Source organism: Tenacibaculum sp. nBUS_03, assembly GCF_051201695.1.
GTDB lineage: Bacteria > Bacteroidota > Bacteroidia > Flavobacteriales > Flavobacteriaceae > Polaribacter.
Genome location: NZ_CP179214.1, coordinates 320152 through 340653, shown reverse-complemented (window position 1 = coordinate 340653; position 20502 = coordinate 320152). Strand labels below are relative to the sequence as shown.

15 protein-coding genes and 2 pseudogenes are annotated in these 20502 nt (G+C 29.1%); 13 read left to right on the top strand and 4 right to left on the bottom strand.

The genetic code is table 11. The annotated features are described in order from the left end of the window. The 6 genes and pseudogenes from lpxA (at position 1) to fabG (ending at position 7299) form a co-directional block, all read left to right on the top strand. Positions 1–786, top strand: coding sequence for an acyl-ACP--UDP-N-acetylglucosamine O-acyltransferase (gene lpxA / locus ACMFBB_RS01510; RefSeq protein ID WP_435262707.1), 786 nt, complete (start codon positions 1–3; stop codon positions 784–786). A 52-nt stretch (positions 787–838) separates the two neighbouring features. Continuing rightward, the gene (efp, locus tag ACMFBB_RS01505; RefSeq protein ID WP_435262706.1) at positions 839–1405 is read left to right on the top strand and encodes an elongation factor P; all 567 of its coding nucleotides are present in this window, start codon (positions 839–841) and stop codon (positions 1403–1405) included. A gap of 37 nt (positions 1406–1442) precedes the next feature. Further along, positions 1443–2369 (top strand): UDP-3-O-(3-hydroxymyristoyl)glucosamine N-acyltransferase, encoded by a 927-nt coding sequence (locus ACMFBB_RS01500; protein ID WP_435262705.1) that lies wholly within the window; start codon positions 1443–1445, stop codon positions 2367–2369. Positions 2370–2434: 65 nt separating this feature from the next. After that, a complete protein-coding gene (gene sucD / locus ACMFBB_RS01495) occupies positions 2435–3310 on the top strand; it encodes a succinate--CoA ligase subunit alpha (RefSeq protein WP_435262704.1) in 876 nt (291 codons plus the stop codon). A gap of 114 nt (positions 3311–3424) precedes the next feature. Continuing rightward, a pseudogene (locus tag ACMFBB_RS01490) lies at positions 3425–6390 on the top strand (M16 family metallopeptidase). Between the two features lie 162 nt (positions 6391–6552). Continuing rightward, a complete protein-coding gene (gene fabG / locus ACMFBB_RS01485; protein WP_435262703.1) occupies positions 6553–7299 on the top strand; it encodes a 3-oxoacyl-[acyl-carrier-protein] reductase in 747 nt (248 codons plus the stop codon). A gap of 60 nt (positions 7300–7359) precedes the next feature. On the opposite strand, the gene ACMFBB_RS01480 is transcribed toward fabG, so the two are convergent. After that, complete coding sequence (locus ACMFBB_RS01480) at positions 7360–8058, bottom strand: LytR/AlgR family response regulator transcription factor (RefSeq protein WP_435262702.1); 699 nt, start codon at positions 8056–8058, stop codon at positions 7360–7362. Beyond that, a complete protein-coding gene (locus ACMFBB_RS01475; protein ID WP_435262701.1) occupies positions 8055–9749 on the bottom strand; it encodes a histidine kinase in 1695 nt (564 codons plus the stop codon). Before ACMFBB_RS01475 ends, ACMFBB_RS01480 begins: the two co-directional genes overlap by 4 nt. A gap of 142 nt (positions 9750–9891) precedes the next feature. Between ACMFBB_RS01475 and ACMFBB_RS01470 the strand changes: the two genes are divergently transcribed. The 3 genes from ACMFBB_RS01470 (at position 9892) to ACMFBB_RS01460 (ending at position 13955) form a co-directional block, all read left to right on the top strand. Continuing rightward, positions 9892–12276, top strand: a complete 2385-nt coding sequence (locus ACMFBB_RS01470; protein ID WP_435262700.1) for a TonB-dependent receptor domain-containing protein — start codon at positions 9892–9894, stop codon at positions 12274–12276. 356 nt (positions 12277–12632) lie between these two features. Further along, entirely contained in the window at positions 12633–13322 is a 690-nt protein-coding gene (locus ACMFBB_RS01465) for a HupE/UreJ family protein (protein ID WP_435262699.1), read from the top strand. Between the two features lie 9 nt (positions 13323–13331). Next, positions 13332–13955 carry a hypothetical protein gene (locus ACMFBB_RS01460; protein ID WP_435262698.1) on the top strand — a complete coding sequence of 208 codons (624 nt, stop codon included), beginning with the start codon at positions 13332–13334 and terminating at the stop codon, positions 13953–13955. A gap of 100 nt (positions 13956–14055) precedes the next feature. On the opposite strand, the gene ACMFBB_RS01455 is transcribed toward ACMFBB_RS01460, so the two are convergent. Then, positions 14056–14709, bottom strand: a complete 654-nt coding sequence (locus ACMFBB_RS01455) for a DUF937 domain-containing protein (RefSeq protein ID WP_435262697.1) — start codon at positions 14707–14709, stop codon at positions 14056–14058. Between the two features lie 133 nt (positions 14710–14842). Between ACMFBB_RS01455 and ACMFBB_RS01450 the strand changes: the two genes are divergently transcribed. From ACMFBB_RS01450 to ACMFBB_RS01440, 3 genes are all read left to right on the top strand, one after another. Beyond that, complete coding sequence (locus ACMFBB_RS01450) at positions 14843–16168, top strand: dicarboxylate/amino acid:cation symporter (RefSeq protein ID WP_435262696.1); 1326 nt, start codon at positions 14843–14845, stop codon at positions 16166–16168. Between the two features lie 64 nt (positions 16169–16232). Then, the gene (locus ACMFBB_RS01445) at positions 16233–17069 is read left to right on the top strand and encodes a sulfurtransferase (RefSeq protein ID WP_435262695.1); all 837 of its coding nucleotides are present in this window, start codon (positions 16233–16235) and stop codon (positions 17067–17069) included. 7 nt (positions 17070–17076) lie between these two features. Continuing rightward, positions 17077–17400, top strand: a complete 324-nt coding sequence (locus tag ACMFBB_RS01440) for a hypothetical protein (protein ID WP_435262694.1) — start codon at positions 17077–17079, stop codon at positions 17398–17400. Between the two features lie 47 nt (positions 17401–17447). On the opposite strand, the gene ACMFBB_RS01435 is transcribed toward ACMFBB_RS01440, so the two are convergent. Next, positions 17448–17960: a hypothetical protein gene (locus ACMFBB_RS01435; RefSeq protein ID WP_435262693.1), complete on the bottom strand. Its 513-nt coding sequence runs from the start codon at positions 17958–17960 to the stop codon at positions 17448–17450. A 183-nt stretch (positions 17961–18143) separates the two neighbouring features. Between ACMFBB_RS01435 and ACMFBB_RS01430 the strand changes: the two are divergent. Beyond that, positions 18144–20470: pseudogene (locus tag ACMFBB_RS01430) on the top strand (ATP-dependent helicase). The last annotated feature ends 32 nt before the right edge of the window (positions 20471–20502 follow it).

The following is a 20502-nucleotide window of genomic DNA, read 5'->3' as shown; positions in this document are numbered from 1 at the left end:
ATGAATCAACCTCTAGCATACGTTCATCCTCAAGCTAAAATTGCAAGAAATGTAGTTATTGAACCTTTTACAACAATACACGCGAATGTAGAAATTGGATCAGGAACATGGATAGGATCTAATGTAACTATCATGGAAGGTGCACGTATAGGTAAAAATTGTCGTATTTTTCCTGGGTCTGTAGTTTCAGCGATACCACAAGATTTGAAGTTTGATGATGAAGAAACAACCGTTATTATTGGTGATAATGTTACGATAAGAGAGTGTGTCACTATAAATAGAGGAACTTCAGATAGAATGAAGACAATTATTGGTGACAACTGTTTAATAATGGCATATTGTCATATTGCTCATGATTGTATAGTTGGTGATAATTGTATTTTTTCTAATAATACAACTTTAGCTGGTCATGTTACTGTTGGAGATAATGTTGTATTAGCTGGTATGGTAGCTGTCCATCAATTTGCTTCTGTTGGTAAACATGCTTTTGTAACAGGTGGGTCATTGGTAAGAAAAGATGTACCGCCTTTTGTTAAGGCCGCTCGTGAACCATTATCATATGTCGGGATAAATTCAGTAGGTTTAAGAAGAAGAGGTTTTTCTACAGAAAAAATAAGAGAGATACAGGATATTTATAGAATTTTGTATCAAAAAAACTATAATAATACACAAGGAGTTGAGATTATAGAAGCTGAAATGCAAGCAACTTCTGAAAGAGATGAAATTTTACAATTTGTAAAAGACTCTCATAGAGGTATAATGAAAGGATATTTTAAAGCAAGTTAACTAATATTTAATTGTTAATAATTTAAGAACAAATAAAACTCAATAATATACAATGGCAACAACATCAGATATTAAAAACGGATTATGCATGAGATATAACAATGACATTTATAAAGTTGTTGAATTTTTGCATGTTAAACCAGGAAAAGGGCCTGCATTTGTAAGAACAAAATTAAAAAGTGTTACTAGTGGTAAAGTAATAGACAACACTTTCCCTTCGGGAAGAAAGATTGATGATGTTAGAGTTGAAACTCATAAATTTCAATATTTATATAATGAAGGTGAAACATTTCATTTTATGAATCAAGTTGATTATTCTCAAATTACATTAGAAAAAAGTGCTTTAGATGCACCAGACTTAATGAAAGAAGGAGAAGTGGTGACTATCATAATTAACTCGGAAGATGATATGCCTTTATCAGTAGATATGCCAGCAAGTGTTATTTTAGAAGTTACACATACTGAGCCTGGTGTTAAAGGAAACACTGCAACCAATGCTACTAAGCCAGCAACGGTAGAAACCGGAGCAAGAGTTAATGTTCCTTTATTTATAAACGAAGGAGATAAAATAAAGATTGAAACGACTAAAGGTACATACCAAGAGCGTATAAAAGAATAATTAATTTTCCCGCTAAGGCGGGAATTTCTTTTTTATAATGAAATTTAAAAAAGCACAAACTTTAGAGCAAATAGCTGCATTACTAGATATACAATATGTAGGTGAAAAAAACTTTTCAATAACAGGAATTAATGAAATTCATGTTGTAGAAGAAGGTGATATTGTTTTCGTTGATGACCCTAAATATTATGATAAAGCTTTAAAATCAAAAGCAACTACAGTTTTAATTAATAAAAAGGTAGACTGTCCAGTAGGAAAATCATTATTGATTTCTAACGATCCTTTTCGTGATTTTAATAAAATAATAAAGCATTTCAACCCTTTTATAGCTTCAAAATCATGTATTTCTGAAAGTTCAAAAATTGGAGAAGGAACAATAATCCAGCCAAATGTTTTTATAGGAGAGAATGTTTCTATTGGTAAAGATTGTGTGATTCATCCTAATGTAACTATTTACAATAATTGTAGTTTAGGTGATAATGTAACAATACATGCCAATACTGTTATAGGTGCTGATGCGTTTTACTATAAAAATCGCCCTAAAGGATTTGATAAGTTAATTTCAGGAGGTACTGTTATTATTGAGGATAATGTAGACTTAGGAGCATCTTGTACTATTGATAGAGGTGTAACTGGTAATACTACCATTAAAGAAGGTACAAAAATAGACAATCAAGTACATATTGGTCATGATACCGTTGTAGGAAAAAAGTGTTTGATTGCCTCTCAAACAGGGATTGCAGGTTGTGTAATAATAGAAGATGAAGTAACTATTTGGGGGCAAGTAGGTACAAATAGTGGTATTACAATAGGAAAAGGTGCTGTAATTCTTGGGCAAACAGGAGTTACAAAATCTATTAAAGGTGGTAAATCTTACTTTGGAACTCCAATTTCAGAGTCAAGAGAAAAGTTAAAAGAGATTGCCGAAATAAAACGTTTCCTAAAAGAACAAAAAAAGAAATAAAAGTTTCAAAAATAAGTTCTAAAAAACTATTTTTGTCATAGCAAATTTAAAATAAAAACAAACCAATGAGTGTTTTAGTAAATAAGGATTCAAAAATTATAGTACAAGGATTTACTGGTAGTGAAGGAACTTTTCATGCTGGTCAAATGATAGATTATGGAACCAACATTGTTGGAGGTGTTACACCAGGTAAAGGAGGTCAAGAACACTTAGGTAAACCAGTTTTTAATACAGTAGATGATGCTGTGCAAAAAGCAGGTGCTGATACTTCTATTATTTTTGTACCACCTGCATTTGCCGCTGATGCTATTATGGAGTCAGCTGAAGCAGGAATAAAAGTAATTATTTGTATTACTGAAGGTATTCCTACAGCTGATATGGTAAAAGTAAAGGCTTACATAGATGCCAAAGAAGATTGTACTTTAGTAGGTCCTAACTGTCCTGGAGTTATTACTCCTGATGAAGCTAAAGTTGGAATTATGCCAGGATTTATTTTCAAAAAAGGAAAAGTTGGTATTGTTTCTAAATCTGGAACATTAACATATGAAGCAGCTGATCAAGTTGTAAAGCAAGGTTTTGGAATAACTACTGCTATTGGTATTGGTGGTGATCCTATCATAGGAACTACTACAAAAGAAGCTGTTGAGTTATTGATGAATGATGATGAAACTGAAGCAATTGTAATGATTGGTGAAATAGGTGGTAATTTAGAAGCTGAAGCAGCTCGTTGGATTAAAGCAGATGGAAATAGAAAGCCTGTCGTAGGTTTTATAGCAGGACAAACTGCACCAGCTGGAAGAACAATGGGACATGCTGGGGCTATTGTAGGAGGTGATGATGATACTGCTCAAGCAAAAATGAAAATATTAGCTGAAAACGGAGTTAACGTTGTAGAATCTCCAGCTAAAATAGGAGAAATGGTAGCTAAAGTTTTAGCTTAATTTATCCACAATTAAAAAAAAATGTTGAATTAACATAATTTAACTAAATAAAATCCGTTGAATTTGTAAATTCAACGGATTTTTTATTTTAATCAAATACTATTAATTATCATGATGAAATTTAAGTTACTATTAGTTAGTATGTTACTTGTATTTGTGTCAAGTTGTAAACAAACAACCTCTACAAATAACGAAGTAAAAACTGAACAAAAAACAGATGCAAACGGCTTTGCATACGAAACAGTAGCAAATGACCCTACTGGGCTTCGTTTGTATACACTAAAAAATGGTTTGAAAGTATATTTAAGTAAAAATACTGATGAACCTAAAATTCAAACATATATTGCAGTTCGTGCAGGGTCTAATTATGATCCAAAAGAGTCTACTGGTTTAGCTCACTATTTGGAGCATATGGTATTTAAAGGTACTCACAAAATTGGAACTTTAGATTGGGAGAAAGAAAAAGAATTTTTGAAAAAAATTTCTGATTTATATGAGCAACATAGAGCAGAAGAAAATCCTGAAAAGAAGAAAGCTATTTACAAAGAAATAGATAGAGTTTCTTTAGAAGCTTCTAATTTTTCTGTCGCTAATGAATATGATAAAATGATAAAATCATTAGGAGCAACAGGAACAAATGCTCATACATGGTTTGAAGAAACTGTATATAAAAATAAAATTCCTGCAAATGAACTAGATAAGTGGTTAAGTATAGAATCTGAGCGTTTTAGTACTTTAGTATTACGTTTATTTCATACTGAGTTAGAGGCAGTATTTGAAGAGTTTAACAGAGGTCAAGATAATGACTTTAGAAAACTTTATGCTGCAATGTTAGAAGGATTGTTTCCTAAACACCCTTATGGACAACAAAAAACGATTGGTACAGCTGAACATTTGAAGAATCCTTCTCTAGTAGATATCAATAATTATTTTGATAAGTATTATGTACCAAATAATATGGCTGTGGTATTAGTAGGTGATCTTGATTTTGAAGCTACAATTAAAAAGGTTAATGATAATTTTGGAAAATTTGAGAAAAAAGAATTAAAGCATCCAGTATTACCTAAAGAAGATGCAATTACTCAACCAATAATAAAAGAGGTTTTGGTCCAACATCTGAGAGTATTTCTATAGCGTTTCGTTCTAATGGAGTAAACTCTGAAGAAGAGAAATTAGTTACATTATGTGACATGATTATGGCTAATGGTAACGCAGGTTTATTAGATTTAAACTTAAATCAAAAACAAGTTGTTCAAAGAGCTAGTTGTAACCCTACATTTTTAAATGATTATGGATATCATAATTTTACTGGTAGTCCTAAATCAGGACAATCTTTAGAAGAAGTTAAAGATTTATTATTGGAGCAAATTGAAAAGTTAAAAAAAGGAGAATTTGACGAGTGGATGATTGAAGCTGTAGTGAATGACTTGAAATTAAGTCAAACACGTCAGTATGAAAACAATACAGCTTTAGCAAGTGCTTATTATAATGCTTTTATTCACCATGAAAAATGGGAAGATAAAGTTAAATTTTTAAACGATTTAAAGAAAATTACTAAAAATGAATTAGTAGCTTTTGCGAATAAATTTTACCAAAACAACTATGTAGTTACCTATAAGAGAAAAGGTGAAGATAAGAGCATCGTAAAAGTTGAAAACCCTGGAATAACTCCTGTGAATTTAAATAGAGGTAAAAGTTCTGAGTATGTTCAAGCTTTTAATAAAATTGAATCTGCTACTTTAAAACCAAAGTTCATAGACTATAAAACAGCAATTAAGGAAACAAAAACATCTAATGACATTAATGTTTCTTATGTACTTAATGAAAAAAATGATTTATTTGACTTAAATATCATTTTTGATATGGGTGGAGATCATAATAAAAAGTTAAGTTTAGCTGCAGGTTATTTAGAGTATATAGGTACAGATAAATATTCTGCTGAGGAAATTAAAAAAGAGTTTTATAAATTAGGTATTGATTATTATGTTAGTGCTCAAAATGATAAAACATATGTAGGTTTAAGAGGATTAAAAGAAAATTTATCAAAAGGTCTTGAATTACTTGAACATTTATGGGATAATGCGAAAGCAGAGCCTGAAGCTTATGCTAAATATGTAGAAAAAATTTACAAGGGGCGTCAAGATGGAAAGACTCAGAAAGGTAATATTCTTTGGGGAGGATTAATGAATTATGGTAAATATGGTAAAAATTCTCGTTTGCGTGATATTATGCAAATAGATGAATTAAAAGCAATAAATCCTGAAGAGTTAGTGAATATTGTAAAAGATATGAAGAACTATAAACAACGTATTTTTTATTATGGAAAAGATATTGATGGAGCTGTTTCTGCTTTAAATACACACCATAAGTTATATGGTGAATTGAAAGATTACCCTGAGAAAAAAACATATAAAGAAACTGAAACTGGAGGTAATGTGTTTTTTACTAATTATGATATGGTTCAAAGTGAGTTACTATTCTTAGCTAAAGGAGCTCCTTTTGATCCTAAAAATTTAGCTGCATCAACGTTATTCAATACCTATTTTGGTAGCGGGTTATCTTCAATCGTATTTCAGGAAATTAGAGAAAGTAAGTCTCTGGCATACTCTGCATTTGCATCTTATAGCAATGCAAGAAAGAAAGATGATTCAAACTATGTTATGGCGTACGTTGGTACTCAGGCAAATAAATTATCGCAAGCAGTGGATGCAATGATGGATTTAATGAATAATATGCCTGAAGCCGAAAAACAGTTTAATTCAGCTAAAGAAGCTACACTAAAGAAAATAGCAGCTCAAAGAATTACAAAGTCTAATATTTTTTGGTCTTATGAACGATTAAAGAATTTAGGAATTGATAATGACAATCGTGAAGAAATGTATAACACGATTAAAAATATGACTATTACTGATTTAAAATCGTTCTTTGATAAGAATATTAAAGGAGAGTCATATAACGTAATGGTAATTGGAAATAAAAAAGACTTAGATGTTAAGTCGTTACAGAAATTAGGTAAAATTACAGAATTAGATGTAGATGAATTATTTAATTACGTAGATAAAAAAGAGGTTAAACAATAGGTTAAACCTTTGTAAAACTATTTTAAACCATAGGTTTTTTCTAAAAAAAATCTATGGTTTTTTTATTGCTAGAATAGAAATTATCCATTTATATTTTTAAACACGAAAATTATAGTTTAAAGACTATTATAGTATATTTGCTATTGTTAAAACAACTAATAAATGAAACTTTTAGAAAATAAAACAGCAATTATAACTGGAGCAACCAGAGGTATTGGTAGAGGTATTGCTTTAGAATTTGCAGCACAAGGAGCTAATGTTGCTTTCACTTATAGCTCATCAGTAGATGCAGCTAAAGCATTAGAAAAAGAATTAACAGATTTAGGTGTAAAAGCTATAGGATACCAATCTAATGCAGCTGAATTTGATGCCGCTCAAGAATTAGCTAAAGATGTTTTAAAGGAATTTAGAACTATAGATATTTTAGTAAATAATGCAGGTATTACTAAAGATAATTTATTGATGCGTATTTCTGAAGATGATTTTGATAAGGTTATACAAGTTAATCTAAAGTCTGTTTTTAATTTAACAAAAGCAGTAATTCGTCCAATGATGAAACAACGTGCAGGATCAATTATTAATATGAGTTCTGTTGTAGGTTTAAAAGGAAATGCAGGTCAAGCAAACTATGCAGCTTCTAAAGCTGGTATTCTTGGTTTTTCTAAGTCTGTAGCTTTAGAGTTAGGTTCTAGAAATATAAGAAGTAATGTAGTTGCTCCTGGTTTTATTGAAACTGAAATGACTGCCAAGTTAGACGAGAAAGTAGTTGAAGGTTGGCGAAATGAAATTCCCTTAAAAAGAGGAGGAAGCCCAAAAGATATAGCAAATGCTTGTGTGTTTTTAGCATCAGATATGAGTGCCTATATTACAGGTCAAACAATATCAGTTGATGGAGGAATGCTTACATAATACAAAATAGACAAATTACTAATTTTTTTTAAAACCTATTTCAATTTTGAAATAGGTTTTTTATAGTAATGATTCCTTTAGTTTTTTATATCTAGTTCTCCCAACTGGTAGAATATTATTGTTTTTCAACTCTATTGAGTATTTACTTCCTGATTGTATAATTAATTCTTTAATTTCAGTAATCTTAACTAAGTAAGATTTGTGAATACGGTAAAAGGTTTTAGGTAATAGTTGTGTAAGTTTTTCTAAAGATTTATCATGTAGCTCTTTTTCTCCATTTGTTAGGTATACTTCAGTGTATACACCAGCCCCCTTTATGTAAATTACTTCATTAATGCTAATTAATTGAATTCCATTTCTTTTTTTTATCGCTAAAAACTGTAAATTTTCAGTAGTAACTTCTTCTTTTTTTATAATCCTATTAAATGCTTGATCAAGTCTTGATTTATTAAAAGGCTTTGGAATAAAATCTAAAACTCCATATTCAAATGCTGTCAAAGCTTCTTGTTTATTTGCAGAAATGATAATTGTATGAAAAGCCTCAGATACACTACTTTTTAAGATGTTAAATCCACTTTCACCATTTAAATTTAAATCCAATAAAACTAAATCAAGTTTGTTTTGTTGAATAAAAATTACCCCTTCTGATAATGTATGTAAACAAGTAATACTTTCCAAAGTATTCAAAAAGAATTCTTTGGTCATACGCTCAATTCTTTTCGCAATCCTTGATTCATCTTCAATAATTAAAATTTTCATGGTTTATTTATTTGAATAACATTTTTCCAACCGTTTTCTATTGAATTTGAAGTAAATACCCATGAGTCTCCATAGCTTTCAGTTAGTCTAGCTTTTACGTACTTAAACCCTGTACCTCCAGTATTATTTTTAATTTTATTTCGTACCTCTCCATAGGTTATAAATGTATATATTAAATTTTCATTTGTTGCTTTTACACTTAATTTAAAGGTCATAGTATTGTTATTTAAAGGAGAACAGTGTGTAATTCCATTCTCAAGAAGCGTGTGAATAACAGCAGGAGGAATGGTTTGGGTAGTATCATCTAATACCCCTTCATCTTTCCAAATATAATCTACTTCTTTTCTGTATTTCATAATATTTAAATGACTCTTACATAGTTTTATTTCTTGTGATATAGGAATTAGTTTTTCATTTTCAATTTGAATTAACACATCAAATTCTTCTGCTAAGGCCTCAATAAATTTAACACTTTTTTCAGGAGATTCCTCAACCCAATCTATTAAAGATGTCAAAGTATTCATTAAAAAGTGAGGTTGAATATTCTTTTTTAGCAATTCATATTTTAATCGTGTTGATTCAGCTATTGAATATTCAAAAGCGAGTCTTTGCTCTTTTAGTTTTAATGATAATAAATAAAACATACATAAGGAGATGATACTAAAGCTTACAAACAAGCTAACATCATAGATTGAAACTTTATAAATGATAAAACTTAGTATTAAACCTATTAATATGATAATAGCACTTTTTTGTTTTTTATAGATAGCATAAGAGATTATAATAGTTGAAGATAACCACATCGTTTGTGATAGAAAAAGAGCTGTTAAATCAAATGAATGAGAATAAAAATTATAAATTAATAATAAGAAAATAACATACATTACTATAAGTTTTTTTCGATGTTTGAAAGGAAATTGAATAGAAAAATAGTAAGGAACTAAAAATGAAATTAATAAAGTCAGAATACCAATTACTTTTAAACGAAGTACGAAGTTAGAATAATGTATGGGAACATAAAACTTAATATATTCCATAATAATTAAAAGAAAAAACAAAAGACTGGATAAACTAAATAATAGCATTGTATATTGTTTTTTATCATTAATAAATAAAAAAAAATAGTAAATACAAGTAAGAAGAAATGCGCCAGCTAATATGTTTATATAAATGGTATCTTTTAATTTATAAGTAATTAAATACTTATAATCTACTATATAAGTATAAATATTTCGTGTGTCTTTTTTTTCATAAAGTTGAGACATTCTTAAAGCTATAGTGTGACTGCCTTCAGTAAGTAAGTTGTTAGGAATAATAAAACTTTCATTTGTTGTTCCAGTTTTTTCTCTTTTAAATTCTTTACCAGGAATTCCATTTCTTCCAATAAAATACCCATCCCAATAAACTTCATAAGCACCAAATGAATGAATACTTAATCCTATTACTTGAAGAGAATCTGGAGATTTTGTAATATTAACTTTTTTTCTAGCCCAAAATATTTCGTCATTTTCTGGAATTTTCTTTTGCGAAGTCCAATCACTATCATCAAAGCCTTGTTTTGACCATAAAGCATTGTCTCCAATTTTAAATAAAGTTTTAGAAACATCTGTAATAGTATATGTACTATCATTTTTTGTATGATAACATGCGCTAAAAACAAGAAGAATAATTATGTAAAGTATTTTTTCCATTTGGTATAATTCTTAGGGTAAAAATAAATCAAATAAATATGTTGCTAGAGTAGTTGACAAAATAATAGAGCAGTTGACATAAGAATATTAAAAAGAAGTAGGTAAAGTATTGAATTTTGATGAAAATTTAAATATTCAAGTTATGAAGTCACTTATTACATTTTTAAGCTTTTTATTTATTAGCTTTTCAATTTATGCTCAAAAAAACACTGATAAAGGAAGAGTGTCAGGTGTTATTACAGATAATATGAATGAACCTTTACCTTATGCTACTGTTGTCTTAAAAAATATTAAAAAGGAAATTATAGAAGGAACTGTAACAAAAGAAAATGGAGGCTTTACTTTTACTAAATTGAATGAGCAAAATTATTTTTTAGAAATTCAATACATTGGTTTTGTTTCTAGTGAAAAATTGATAACAATTTCTAAAAATAAAAAAAACATTGATTTAGGTAAAATTATGTTGAATGAGGATTCTAAAGCATTAGAAGAGGTTGTTGTAAAAGGAGAAGCGTCAGAAGTTTCTTTAAAACTGGGAAAAAAAGTATTTAGGGTTGGTAAAGATATTACTTCACAAGGAGGAATGGCAACTGATGTTTTAAATAATGTTCCTTCAGTTAATGTAAGCCCTAATGGTACCGTAAGTTTACGTGGAAATTCAAATGTTCAAATTTTAATTGATGGAAGAAGATCAGGTTTAACTCAGGCACAGGCTTTAGAGCAGTTATCTGCAGATATAATAGAAAAAATAGAGGTAATAACTAATCCTTCAGCGAAGTACGATGCATCTGGTGGAGCTGGTATTATTAATATAATTTTAAAGAAAAATAGAAAATCAGGTTTAAATGGTCAGGTTCGTTTGGTAGCAGGAATTCCAAATGATTATAGAGCTTTAGGAAATGTGAATTTCAAAACTAAAAAGTTTAATGTTTTTACAAACTTAGGAATTCGTTATACAGATTATGAAGGAGAGTATTCAAAAAATCAGGAAACAATAAAAAATGGCGCTACAACATTTTTAACTCAAAATGAAGATGAAAATAGACATGATGATGGTAAGTTGTTTTATTTTGGAACTGATTACTATATAAATGATAAAAACACAATAACTCTTGCTTATTATAGGAATGAAACCAAAGATATTGATGCAACAACATTAGATTATAATTTTTCAACACCTATGAATAATAAAACTTCAGTTTTTACACTTGGAAACTCAAAAGAAAAGAGAGATTATAATCAATTAGAGGCCAATTTTACAAAAGAATTCGATGCTAGTGATACTAAGTTTACACTAGATTTCCAATATGATTTTTGGAATAGTAACAAAGTTTGGAACTTGAAAACTGAGCAGACATATCCAACAAAAATACCAATTGCAACAATTAATACAAGGGGGATAACGAATACAGATGATATTACTATTCAAACAGATTATAAAACTACCTTAGCTAACAAAGGAAAATTAGAGTTTGGAGGTAAGTTTGAAAACAGAAATATAGTCAACGAATTTTTAGCTGAAGAATTAAAAAATGGAAGCTTTGAAATTATTAATGGGATTAATAATAAATTAAAATATAAAGAGAAGATAATTGCAGCTTACACTCAATATAGTTTAAAAAATAATAAATTTAATTTTCAATTTGGTTTACGATTAGAATCAACAAAGGTGTCTATAAGTAGTATTATAAAACAATTAAATTTAAATAATAGTTATACAAATTTGTTTCCTTCAGCTACCATTGGATATGAATTTAAAGACAACTTTTCAGGACAAATTAGTTATAGTAAAAGAATTAGAAGACCTTCTTTATGGCAATTAAATCCTTTTATTGAATTAAGAGATTTTACAGCACAATTCACTGGTAATCCTTTGTTACAACCGAGTTATACAGATTTGTTTGAGTTATCTTTTAACTATAGAATAAAAAAGTTTCGATTAAGTCCATCGATTTATTTTTCAGATACAAAAAATGTTTTTCAATATGAAACAGTTGAAAATTTAGGTATTTTTGTTCAATCTCCAATTAATTTAGAGAATGAAAAACGCTATGGTTTTGAGCTTTCAGGATCGTATAAACCAATAAAATGGTTACAGTTTTCGGGAGATTTTAATGCATATAATTATAAACAAACTGGAGAAATAAATTCTTCAGATGCAACAATTTCTGATAAAACTTGGTTTGTGAATTTTTCAACAAGTATACAAATTCCAAAAGGGGTAAGGCTACAAACAAGAATATATCATATTGGACAAAGAGTAAATGTACAAACTACAACATTACCAATAACTTATATGAATTTTGCAGTGAGTAAAAGTTTATTTAAAAATAATGGTACTCTTATATTAAATATATCTAATCCATTTAACAGTAGTAAAATTAGAGAAAACATTGTAGGAAGTAATTATAAAATAAATCAAATAAGAAATAGAAATGCTCAAAGGTTTAGTTTAAGTTTTGTTTATAAGTTTAATCAAAAAACCTCAGATAAAAATCGAAGTGCTAATAGAAGCAATAGAAATTAAAAAAGTACTTATTAAATCCATAAAATCAATGTTATGGATTTCTTTTAATGAATTACTTTTTTTGTAACAATGAGAATTGTTATTAAAATTAGAAATATTTGTGTATTAGTGTATTAAAATATAAGATGAAAATACTTTGCTTTAGAAGAGGAAGTAATTCTAGAAAAAGACAGTGAAAGCTTTATATTTGTGGGCCAAATTGATGTTAAATTCATTCCTTTAAAACTATTTAATAAAGTTTAAATCTGTTTTTATAGAAGTATAAATATTAGATTAATTTAATTAAACCGTTTAATAGGTGATTTGTAAAACAAGTGAGTGGTGATATTATAGGATAACATATTAAAAGAATTAAAATGGATTTTAAAAATAAACGAACAAGCCTATTATTACTAATGTTGCTTCTTATTCCTTTAATAAGTTTTGCTCATGGTGTGGATGATAAAACAGAATTATTTTTATTAAATAATAAAGGCATAGCATTTGGCCCTTTTCTTTACATAGGAGCTAAACATATGATTACTGGCTATGACCATTTATTGTTTTTAATTGGAGTTATATTTTTTCTATATAAAACAAAAGAAATTATAACCTACATAACTTACTTTACAATAGGGCATAGTATTACACTTCTTATAGGCGTTATGACTAGTATTAATATCAATATATTTTTGATAGATGCAATTATTGCGTTGTCGATCGTTTATAAAGGACTTGATAACATTGGAGGATTTAAAACTCTTACAGGAAAACAACCTAATACTAAAAAAGCAGTATTAATTTTTGGTTTATTTCATGGGTTTGGATTAGCTTCTAAACTACAAGAGTTTGAATTTGATAAAGATGGTCTTTTTATAAATTTATTGGGGTTTAACTTAGGGGTAGAAGTAGGGCAATTTTTAGCTTTAGGTTTTATTTTATTATGCATTTCTTTTTGGAGACAATATGAAAGTTTTTTAAAGTTTTCTAAAATTACTAATATACTTTTAATGGCTGCAGGATTTTTATTATTAGGATATCAATTAACAGGATATTTAACTTCTTAAAATATAAATATGAAAACAAACAATCAATCTTTAAATGATAAAATAAAGATATTGAAATCAATATTTTTAGCATTTTTTATTGGTATGATAGTACTTTTAGTAGCTGTTTTACCTGCGGAGTATGGTATTGATCTTTTAGGTACAGGAAAACTATTTGGTTTTAATAAACTATATAAAAAAGAAGTTAAAACTAATAAATCTTCAACATCAAGTTTAAATTTTAAAAAGATAAAAATAGATGATGTTGGTTCTATTGATATATTAAAACCTATTGAAGCTAATAACCCTGCTCCTAAAGAGCAATTTTCAGAAAGAGAAGATAGTATTAAAGTTATTGTACCAGCAAAGAAAGGTATAGAATACAAAGTTAAAATGCTAAAGTATGGAAGCATGAAATATGAATGGTCAACAGCTAAGCAAATTCTTTTTACTGATTTTCATGGAGAAGTAAAACAAGAAAATCCCCCAAAAGATGTTTTTTACGAAAGCTATACAGTAGCATATTCTAACAATATGGGAGGAACTTTAACAGCTCCTTTTGAAGGAAAACACGGTTGGTATTTTAAAAATCTTATTGATGATGATATTATTGTTGTTATTAAAATAAAAGGACAATATGAGTTGTTCAATTAATTAAAAATTTAAATTAATAATACATACTATAAATTAGGGGTAAATACCTATAAAAAAGAGAGCTCAATTGAACTCTCTTTTTTTAATATGTAATTAGGTTTTATTTTTTTCCAAATAAACCACCAAGTAAACCACCTAATAATCCTCCACCAGAAGATTTTTGTTGATTACCTCCACCTAACACCATTCCTGCAACGTCATCAATAACACTTCCATCACCATCAGCATCTAATATCTTTTCTAAAAAACTTTGTTCTTTTTGTGTTGAGTTTCCTCCAAGCAGTCCACCAAGTAATCCGCCTAAATCACCAGAGTTACTAACTCCATTTTGACGAGATTGTTTTCCTAAAACCCCCATTAAAATTGGAGCCGCTACTTTTAAGATATTTGCAACAGAGCCAGAATCAATTCCTGCTTTTTGCCCAATAACTTGCTCAACACCTTGTTGCTTATTTCCTAAGATATGACCTAATATGTTGCCACCATCTTGAACTACATCATTATCAACACCACCATTAAATAAATCACCAAGATTATCTAGAATACTTCCGTCATGTTTCTTAGTAATGGCTCCCATTAAACCTTCAGCTCCCTCAGGAGTTGACGCATTACGCTGCATCGCTTTCATTAAAACTGGTAATGCCATTGTTAAAACACTACTAGTTTTATTCGTGTCTTGTCCAGTAGATCCAGCAACACCTGATATAATTGTTTTACCTAAGTCACTGCCTAATAAGTCTAAAATACCTGCCATTTCTTGTTTGGTTTGTTTAAAATGTTAAAAAATTGTTTCTATATACTGAGACACAAGATACAAATTTAAAGTCACACATTTTTTAAATAATTATTTATACTTTTAGCATCTAGAAAAAATAACTTAAACGTATATGAAAAAATTAGCGCTACATTGGCAAATCTTAATAGGAATGCTTTTAGGAATTCTTTTTGGATTTTTAGCATTACAATTAGGGTGGAACAATTTTGTGTCTGATTGGATAAAGCCTCTCGGAACTATTTTTGTAAAACTATTAAAATTAATAGCTGTTCCATTAATAGTAGCCTCTCTTATCAAAGGAATATCGGATTTAAAAGATATCTCTAAATTTAAAAACATAGGGGTTAGAACGATATTAATTTATATTGGAACAACAGTAGCTGCAATCACTATAGGTTTAGTTTTGGTTAATGTAATGCAACCTGGAGATGGTATCTCTGAAGAAACAGTTGATAAGTTAACAAATACATATGCTAAAAGCTCAAGTATTACTGCAAAAATAACAGAAGCAGGGAAACAAAAAAATAGTGGACCTCTTCAGTTTGTAGTTGATATGGTTCCAGATAATGCTATTAAAGCTATGGGAAATAACAAGGCAATGCTTCAAGTTATCTTTTTTACCATATTTTTAGGTATATCAATATTACTAATTGGAGAGAAGAAAGCAAAACCATTAAAAGACTTCTTTGATAGTTTAAATGATGCGATTCTTAAAATGGTAGACTTAATTATGTTAATTTCTCCATTTGCTGTTTTTGCATTATTAGCAAATGTAGTTGTTACTTCAGGAGACCCTGATATATTATTGGCGCTATTAAAATATGCAGGGGTAGTAGTATTTGGACTCTTAATAATGATTGTTTTCTATTGTATTTTAGTTAGTGTTTACACTAAAAAAAGCCCATTGTGGTTTTTAAAACAATTGAGTCCAGCACAATTATTAGCTTTTTCAACAAGTTCAAGTGCAGCCACACTTCCTGTAACAATGGAACGTGTTGAAGAACACATTGGAGTAGATAAGGAAGTATCTAGCTTTGTATTACCAGTAGGTGCAACTATTAATATGGATGGTACAAGTTTATACCAAGCCGTTGCAGCTGTGTTTGTTATGCAGGTGCTATGGCCTGAAGGTCTAGGGTTTGCAAATCAAATGTCTATCGTATTAACAGCTTTATTAGCTTCTATAGGTAGTGCAGCTGTTCCAGGTGCCGGTATGGTAATGTTAGTAATAGTTCTTGAGTCTATAGGGTTTCCAAAGGACTTATATCCAGTAGCTTTAGCATTAATTTTTGCAGTTGATAGACCTTTAGATATGTTACGTACAACAATAAACGTAACAGGTGATGCAACTGTTTCAATGATTGTTGCTAAATCAGTAGGGAAATTAGGGGATCCAAGACCAAAAAACTGGGACGATAATTATGAAGAAGTTAAATAAACTAAGGCTTTAGTACTAGTTATATAACATACCCTAATGTAAAATTAACTTTTTATTTATGTAAATGAATTTAAAAATAAACAGCCCTGTTGTTGATGTCGAATGGTTAGAAAATAAATTAACCGCTGAAAATTTGATAATTTTAGACGCGACAATTAAAAAAGTTACCACTAAAAAAAATACAATTGATCAAAAGAAACAGATTGTAAATGCTGTTTTTTTTGATTTGAAAAATGTTTTCTTAAAAAAAGAAGCTAAATACCCTAATACGTTACCATCTAAAGAATATTTTCAGAAAGAAGCTCGAAAATTAGGAGTAAATAATGATAGTTGTATTATAGTATATGATGATATAGGTGTGTATTCGTCAGCTAGGGTTTGGTGGATGTTTAAAACTTTTGGATTTAATAATATTGCTGTTTTAAATGGAGGTCTTCCTGCCTGGAAAAAAGCAGGTTTTTTAGTAGAGGAGCCTCAAGAAAGAGAAATTTTTACAGGTAATTTTCGAGTGAATTTCCGAACGGAAAAAGTTAGCTATACTAAAGATGTTATTAAGGCTACAGCAAATAATAATGTCTATATTTTGGATGCTAGATCTAAGGGTAGATTTGAGGCTAAAGAGCCTGAGCCTAGAGCTGATTTAAGAGGTGGTCATATACCTTCTTCGTTTAATTTAGCTTACACAGAAGTTCAAAACATAAACAAAATGAAAGGTAAGGAAGAGCTTGAAGTTCTTTTTTCTAAAGTAAGTAATAATTCAATAATTTTTACTTGTGGTTCAGGAATAACTGCATGTATTTTAGCTTTAGGAGCTGAAATTTTAGGGATTAAAAATTATGCTGTATATGACGGTTCCTGGACTGAATGGGCAAGTAACTTAGAGTTACCAATTGAAAAATAATATTGAAATGATGTGGACGAAAGAAGAGTTTAGAACTTATGTGCTTTTATTTGTTGCTCATTGCAACTATATAGAAACAAAAGAAGAAAGCGAATATATAATTTCGACTATCAATGAGAAGTTATATAATAAAATGCATACTGAGATAGTAATCGATGCTGATGAAGGTATTAAATTACAAAAAGTACACGAATACTTAGAAGATAATAGTTACTCAGAAAATGACAAAAAATTACTTCTTGAAGATATTAAGAAAGTAATATTTGCAGATGGAACTGTTGATATATTAGAAAAGAAAGCTTATACTTTTTTGAAGAAAATTTTAAACTAATAACTTTTAATTAGATACATGCCTATCTTATTCTTTAGTAACTTATATTACAGAAGTTTTTGAACATCTTTCTTTAAAAAAGTCACAACCATTTCAGTTGGATTTTCTTCTTTGCTATAATCAATTAAAACATTTTCACGTAAATCTTTAGATGTTTCAGCGTTTTCAGCAACTTTTCTTAACTTAGATATAATTGCTAATTTAGAAGTTAAAACAGCCTTCCAACTATTTTCTGAAATATAAAGTTGTTGTACTAAGTTATGTTCAAATTCTTGTTCAATACTAGAGATAAGTAATTGAAGATAATCTTCTGTTTTATTTCCAATAGGGGTGACACGAATTAATAATTTTGTAGGATTTATACGCTCACAAAACAACAACATTCTTTCATATGCTTGAAGTTTAATAGGTAAACTTTCTTTTTTCTTTTGAATTAAAGCATTGAACTTTTTTTCAGTATTATCTTGATTAATAAATGCACTTAAAATAAAATAAGCAACACCTCCAGTTACTAATGCAGGCAAAGCGTATGCCAATCCTTCAATAATTTTATCTTCCATGTTTAAATTATAAATTCTATGAAATGCGAATATACAAGTCTTCTTTAAAAAGCAATAAAAAAAAATAAAAAAGGAGTTAAAAAAACAAATAATAGACTGTGAATAAAAAAGTGCTCACATATTTTATAAAACATAAAAGAATAGTTAATTTTCCGTTTTTAAATTCTTTCAATTTATATTTCTTTGAACACTTATTTAGAGCAACTTAACGAACCACAAAGAGCAGCCGTTTTACAAAAAGATGGCCCAATGATAATCATAGCAGGAGCAGGGTCCGGTAAAACACGTGTTTTAACCTTTCGAATAGCACACTTAATGCAAGGAGGAGTCGACTCTTTTAATATATTATCGCTAACATTTACAAATAAGGCAGCTCGTGAAATGAAAGAGCGTATTGGTAGTGTTGTAGGATACAGTGAAGCAAAAAATTTATGGATGGGTACCTTTCACTCTGTTTTTGCACGTATTTTAAGATCTGAATCTGATAAACTAGGATATCCTTCTAATTTTACAATTTACGATTCACAGGATTCAGTTCGATTAATAACTACTATTATCAAAGAAATGAACTTGGATAAAGATCGCTATAAACCCAAGCAGATCTTAGGTAGAATATCATCATTTAAAAATAGCTTGATAACCGTAAGAGCTTATTTCAATAATTCTGATTTACAGGAAGCCGATTTACAGGCAAGCAGACCAAAAGTTGGTGATATATATAAAGAGTATGTTGATAGGTGCTTTAAGTCAGGTGCAATGGATTTTGATGATTTATTGTTAAGAACAAATGAGTTGTTAGCACGTTTTCCAGAAGTGTTAGCTAAATATCAAGATCGCTTTAGGTACATTATGGTTGATGAGTATCAAGATACCAATCACTCACAATATTTAATAGTAAGAGCATTAGCAGACCGTTTTCAAAACATATGCGTTGTTGGTGACGATTCACAAAGTATTTATAGTTTCCGTGGAGCTAACATCAATAATATTTTGAATTTTCAAAAAGATTATCCGGATGTTAAAACCTTTAAATTAGAACAAAACTACCGTTCTACAAGTAATATTGTAGAAGCTGCAAATAGTGTTATAGATAAAAATAAAACAAAACTTGATAAAGAAGTATGGACTGCAAATGATCCTGGTGAAAGTATCAAAATTATGCGAACAATTTCTGATGGAGAAGAAGGTCGTTTTGTGGCTCAATCTATCTGGGAAAACCAAATGAATCATCAATTAACAAATAATGATTTTGCAATTTTATATAGAACCAATGCTCAGTCAAGAGCAATGGAAGATGCTTTAAGAAAGAAAGATATCAAGTATAAAATTTACGGAGGAATTTCATTTTATCAACGTAAAGAAATTAAAGATTTATTATCTTATTTACGTATTTTAATAAATCCAAATGATGAAGAAGCTTTAAAAAGAATTATCAATTATCCTGCTCGGGGTATTGGTGCTACAACATTGGATAAATTAGCCATAGCTGCAAATCATTATAAAAAATCAATTTTTGATATTATTAAGCATCTTGATAAAATTGATATTAAAATAAATTCTGGAACAAAAACGAAGTTGCAAAATTTTATAAATATGATGCAACGTTTGCAAATTGAAGCACAAACTAAAAATGCATTTGAAATGGCAGATTTAGTTGTGAAGCAAACACAATTAGTAAAAGATTTACAAAAAGATGGCACGCCTGAAGCAGTTAATAAAGTAGAAAATGTTCAAGAATTATTAAACGGTATTAAAGATTTTATAACAGACAAAATTGAAACAGGTGAAGATGCATCTCTTACTTCATTTTTAGAAGACGTAGCTTTAGCAACAGATTTTGATAGTGAAAAAGATGATACACCAAGAGTTTCATTAATGACTATACATTTATCTAAAGGATTAGAATACCCTTATGTGTATATCGTTGGTTTAGAAGAAAGTTTATTTCCTTCTGCTATGAGTATGAATACACGTAGTGAACTAGAAGAAGAAAGACGTTTGTTTTACGTAGCTCTTACAAGGGCTGAAAAAGTCGCATATTTAACATACGCGCAAACACGTTATAGATGGGGTAAACTAACTGATGGTGAACCAAGTCGTTTTCTCGAAGAAATAGACGATAAATATGTTGAATATTTAGCACCAAAAGTACCTGAACCTTCAAGCAATAGGTTTATAGATGCAAGTTTATTTGGTGATGATGATTCATCTAAAAAAATTAGATTTCAAAAACCAATTCAAAAGAAGAGAAAAGAATTTTTAGCTAAGAAGGAAAAAGCGACTATGATACCTCCAAAAAGTAAACTAAAAAAGGTGTCGGAAGCTACTTCAAAAACTAATTTGTTTGACGGTGAAATAGTAATCGGAAATATTGTTGAACATAATCGTTTTGGAACTGGAAAGGTATTAGCATTAGAGGGGAAGGGAATAAAAAAGCTGAAATAGAATTTGGAACTGTAGGTAAGAAGAAATTATTATTACAATTCGCAAAATTAAAAGTAATAGGATAAGTAATTCATAATAATTACTTATTTTGCATGCA

Excerpts from the sequence above, each read along its gene's own strand:
- ACMFBB_RS01440 (WP_435262694.1), top strand. The coding sequence starts at position 17,077 with ATGATGTGGACGAAAGAAGAGTTTAGAACTTATGTGCTTTTATTTGTT.
- sucD (WP_435262704.1), top strand. The coding sequence starts at position 2,435 with ATGAGTGTTTTAGTAAATAAGGATTCAAAAATTATAGTACAAGGATTT.
- efp (WP_435262706.1), top strand. The coding sequence starts at position 839 with ATGGCAACAACATCAGATATTAAAAACGGATTATGCATGAGATATAAC.
- ACMFBB_RS01455 (WP_435262697.1), bottom strand. The coding sequence starts at position 14,709 with ATGGCAGGTATTTTAGACTTATTAGGCAGTGACTTAGGTAAAACAATT.
- lpxA (WP_435262707.1), top strand. The coding sequence starts at position 1 with ATGAATCAACCTCTAGCATACGTTCATCCTCAAGCTAAAATTGCAAGA.
- ACMFBB_RS01480 (WP_435262702.1), bottom strand. The coding sequence starts at position 8,058 with ATGAAAATTTTAATTATTGAAGATGAATCAAGGATTGCGAAAAGAATT.
- ACMFBB_RS01475 (WP_435262701.1), bottom strand. The coding sequence starts at position 9,749 with ATGGAAAAAATACTTTACATAATTATTCTTCTTGTTTTTAGCGCATGT.
- ACMFBB_RS01500 (WP_435262705.1), top strand. The coding sequence starts at position 1,443 with ATGAAATTTAAAAAAGCACAAACTTTAGAGCAAATAGCTGCATTACTA.
- ACMFBB_RS01445 (WP_435262695.1), top strand. The coding sequence starts at position 16,233 with ATGAATTTAAAAATAAACAGCCCTGTTGTTGATGTCGAATGGTTAGAA.
- ACMFBB_RS01450 (WP_435262696.1), top strand. The coding sequence starts at position 14,843 with ATGAAAAAATTAGCGCTACATTGGCAAATCTTAATAGGAATGCTTTTA.
- fabG (WP_435262703.1), top strand. The coding sequence starts at position 6,553 with ATGAAACTTTTAGAAAATAAAACAGCAATTATAACTGGAGCAACCAGA.
- ACMFBB_RS01470 (WP_435262700.1), top strand. The coding sequence starts at position 9,892 with ATGAAGTCACTTATTACATTTTTAAGCTTTTTATTTATTAGCTTTTCA.
- ACMFBB_RS01465 (WP_435262699.1), top strand. The coding sequence starts at position 12,633 with ATGGATTTTAAAAATAAACGAACAAGCCTATTATTACTAATGTTGCTT.
- ACMFBB_RS01460 (WP_435262698.1), top strand. The coding sequence starts at position 13,332 with ATGAAAACAAACAATCAATCTTTAAATGATAAAATAAAGATATTGAAA.
- ACMFBB_RS01435 (WP_435262693.1), bottom strand. The coding sequence starts at position 17,960 with ATGGAAGATAAAATTATTGAAGGATTGGCATACGCTTTGCCTGCATTA.